At 57.8% G+C, this 1995-nt stretch carries 5 protein-coding genes; 2 read left to right on the top strand and 3 right to left on the bottom strand.

Annotated features, from left to right (window positions below; genetic code table 11):
- A partial coding sequence (locus B5F87_RS20335; RefSeq protein ID WP_087284483.1) for a cysteine-rich VLP domain-containing protein occupies positions 1 to 384 on the bottom strand: 384 nt, incomplete at its 3' end.
- A complete protein-coding gene (locus B5F87_RS21290; protein WP_195892273.1) occupies positions 365 to 541 on the bottom strand; it encodes a hypothetical protein in 177 nt (58 codons plus the stop codon). The genes B5F87_RS21290 and B5F87_RS20335, both read right to left, overlap by 20 nt.
- 106 nt (positions 542 to 647) lie before the next feature.
- Between B5F87_RS21290 and B5F87_RS20330 the strand changes: the two genes are divergently transcribed.
- Together B5F87_RS20330 and B5F87_RS20325 are read left to right on the top strand one after the other, a co-directional pair.
- Positions 648 to 923 (top strand): type II toxin-antitoxin system RelB/DinJ family antitoxin, encoded by a 276-nt coding sequence (locus B5F87_RS20330; RefSeq protein ID WP_050616855.1) that lies wholly within the window; start codon positions 648 to 650, stop codon positions 921 to 923.
- On the top strand, positions 920 to 1201 hold the full coding sequence (locus B5F87_RS20325; RefSeq protein WP_050616854.1) for a type II toxin-antitoxin system YafQ family toxin: 282 nt from the start codon (positions 920 to 922) through the stop codon (positions 1199 to 1201). The genes B5F87_RS20330 and B5F87_RS20325 overlap by 4 nt, the downstream gene beginning before the upstream one ends.
- 105 nt (positions 1202 to 1306) lie before the next feature.
- Here B5F87_RS20325 and B5F87_RS20320 read toward each other — a convergent pair whose 3' ends face one another.
- The gene (locus B5F87_RS20320) at positions 1307 to 1879 is read right to left on the bottom strand and encodes a hypothetical protein (protein ID WP_275532345.1); all 573 of its coding nucleotides are present in this window, start codon (positions 1877 to 1879) and stop codon (positions 1307 to 1309) included.
- Positions 1880 to 1995 lie beyond the last annotated feature (116 nt).

The following is a 1995-nucleotide window of genomic DNA, read 5'->3' as shown; positions in this document are numbered from 1 at the left end:
GGCCCCTAAAGCGTGACACTTAGCCCTCTGTTTGCGCTTGCGCTGGGCGGCCTTGATACGCTTCATGCGTCCGGCACATTCCGGGCAGTATTTGGCCCGGTTGGAGCCGGGTGTGAACAACGCCCCGCAGACGGCGCACCGTTTGGCGTCCAGGCAGTGGAACAGGGCCGTTTCCAGTTCCCTGTCCAGCGGCAGCACCGCCGCCCGGAACCACTGACACAGCAGGGAGTAGGAAATAGACTGGACACAGACACATTCCTCCCCATCGTCCAGCGCGATACAGTGGCCGCCGTCATAGTTGCAGCACTCATGTACCAGCCGCCGCGCTCTGCGGTACTGGCGGTAGTCCATGACGGGGATGGGTTCAGGCTTGCTTTTCTTCATGCTGGCACTTCCCGTACCCGCCGCAGTTTCCGCAGCCCTGGCAGGCATGGGCCTCCGGCTCCGGGCCGGTAGGCGCATCTGCCGGTTCCGGCTGCAAGAGGGCAAGGGGCAGGTCGATATTCAGGTGGACGGTCACAAGATAGTGAGCGGTAATCATAGGCGGTTCCTCCTTAATTTTTTGTGAATTTCAAGTCTATTGAGTTGATTTTGCGTTGCAAATGGCATATACTATAAGTGCAATAAACTTGAAAGGGGCTGATACAATGGCTAACACGACAAATTTCAGCGTCCGTATGGACAGCGACATCAAAAAGCAGTGCGAAACGCTTTACAATGAATTAGGCGTGAACCTTACCACAGCGATCAATGTCTTTCTGCGTCAGTCGCTCCGCGCCGGTGGCTTTCCCTTTGAAGTCAGGCTGGAACAGCCCAACAAGGAAACCATTGCCGCCATGTTGGAGGCAGAACGGATTGCGCGTGATCCCAGCGTGAAGCACTACTCCGATGTGGAAGAAGCCCTCCGGGAGCTGAAAAGATGAAGCGCGACATTGTTTGGACAACAAAGTTCAAAAAGGACTACAAGCTGGCGATGAAGCGTCACATGGACATCGGTCTGCTGGATGACATTATCCGGGCCTTGTCGCGGGGCGAAAAATTGCCAGAGAAAAACAAAGACCATGAGCTGACCGGCGATTGGGTGGGGCATCGGGAATGCCACATTCAGCCGGACTGGCTGCTCATCTATCGCATTGAGGACGATGTGCTGGTGCTGACGCTGGCCCGCACCGGGACGCACAGCGACCTGTTCGATAAATGAGAGTGCTGCCGCCGTATGGGGAAACCTGTACGGCGGTTTTTCTGTGTGCAAAGGGTGTCACGAAATATGACACCCCCGTGAGGGGTCGGTAAAACGCCGTACCCTTTACCGCTCCGGCCCCCGGTCGCGGGATTTGTCCCGTTCCTGGCGGGCCAGTTGGTCGGCGGCCTTGCGGAGCCGTTCAACGGCTTTCAGTTCCTCCCGCATGGCTTTCATGTCGATGCTGTCCACCTGTTTCTGTGCGGCCAGCAGGTCAATCTCACGCCGCCATTCCTTCGGGGTGATTTCCTCGCCGCTGGCTTTCAGTTCTTTCAGATACCGGGCCGCCGCGTCATAGAGGATCAGTTCCCGGCTGTGGCGCTGCTCGAACAGTTCCCGCTTCTCCGGCTTTACCCTGGCAAGCTGCTTGTGGACAGTCTTGTACTCGTTGTACTGCGCCCACATTTCCCCGCGCTCAGTGAGGACAGCAATCCGGCGCTCGGCCTTAACGATCTCTCGCCGCAGGTCATAGTAGCGGGTGTTCATATCTGCGATTTTTTCATGGAGCTGCTGCATGGACTGGATGCCGTTTGCCTGCAAAAAGCTGAACAGGGCGGCGCTCTCCTGCAAAGCCCGGATTTTGCCGGTGCGGGTGTCGGGCCGCTTGAGCTGCTGCTGGGCCTCCCACAAGTCAACCATGCTGGGCTGCTGGCCCTCCGGCTTCTCGGCCTCGGCCTTCGACCAGTTGTAGAGGCGGGTAATGCGGGCCTTGATTTCTTTCAGCAGCTTGTTGTCGGCGGCGATCTGCCGGTTGA

The sequence above is a fragment of the Eubacterium sp. An3 genome, from assembly GCF_002159465.1.
Classification (GTDB): domain Bacteria; phylum Bacillota; class Clostridia; order Lachnospirales; family Lachnospiraceae; genus Anaerobutyricum; species Anaerobutyricum stercoris.
This window is presented reverse-complemented; position numbering and strand designations above follow the sequence as displayed.

What these genes read in the sequence shown, in the direction of transcription:
- B5F87_RS20320 (WP_275532345.1), bottom strand. Translation starts at nt 1,879, where the DNA reads ATGGTTGACTTGTGGGAGGCCCAGCAGCAGCTCAAGCGGCCCGACACC.
- B5F87_RS21290 (WP_195892273.1), bottom strand. Translation starts at nt 541, where the DNA reads ATGATTACCGCTCACTATCTTGTGACCGTCCACCTGAATATCGACCTG.
- B5F87_RS20325 (WP_050616854.1), top strand. Translation starts at nt 920, where the DNA reads ATGAAGCGCGACATTGTTTGGACAACAAAGTTCAAAAAGGACTACAAG.
- B5F87_RS20330 (WP_050616855.1), top strand. Translation starts at nt 648, where the DNA reads ATGGCTAACACGACAAATTTCAGCGTCCGTATGGACAGCGACATCAAA.